The 714-nt window shown below is 38.9% G+C and carries 1 protein-coding gene; it reads right to left on the bottom strand.

Features of this window, described 5'->3' with window-relative positions; all coding sequences use genetic code 11:
* Window positions 1–164: 164 nt before the first annotated feature.
* Window positions 165–590, bottom strand: coding sequence for a hypothetical protein (locus WEIDD23_RS12085; RefSeq protein WP_010374251.1), 426 nt, complete (start codon window positions 588–590; stop codon window positions 165–167).
* Window positions 591–714 lie beyond the last annotated feature (124 nt).

The following is a 714-nucleotide window of genomic DNA, read 5'->3' as shown; positions in this document are numbered from 1 at the left end:
GAGACGTTCTCCCCTACGACACTTATTAGTATAGAGGTAATTTGTAGCGACTTTGCCGGGGTTCTGTCTAGATTAGATGTTAGTTTTGTAAGGACATGCTTTACAAAAACAAAAGGAGCACAAATCTGCCAATATTAATTTAGCAGATTTGTGCCCAGAACGATTTATTTAATTAGAAAGACAATGACTAACATAATTAGAATTTCTACAATACCTTTGATGACCAATCCCCTGTATGCCTTATAATACTGTTCAGCCTCAACGAGGATAGTCTCGTACTCAGTTTGTGTATCTCGCGTCATCCCATTGTCTATCTCGAACACATAATCTTGGTTTTGATAGTTATCCGGATTTTTATTACGCCACCGACTCATTGCCCAATACATAAATACCGTAATTAAGAAGCGAAAGATTGCTAAGGCCACTAAAGCAATCGCTAAATAGCCAATGTACTTTAAGGCCGTTTCTGATAATGGCGCAAATAAATCGATTACATGCGTTATCACAGCCAAAACGATTGGAATCTCAACAGCCCGTTGATCATCACTAATCTGGTTATGACCTTGTTTGACATGATATGAGACTTTCATCGCGCCGCTCGCTCCTTTCGTTTTTTATTAGGTATCATTGGTGTCTGTACTTTAACACATGACCTGGCTATTTTAGCACGAGATTAAGTTGCCTGGGTACGTCAAATGCCATCATCGATGTTTA

The organism is Weissella sp. DD23, from assembly GCF_001579105.1.
Classification (GTDB): Bacteria; Bacillota; Bacilli; order Lactobacillales; family Lactobacillaceae; genus Weissella; species Weissella cibaria.
The sequence above is the reverse complement of the archived record's forward strand: the minus strand, read 5'-3'. Positions and strand labels throughout refer to the sequence as shown.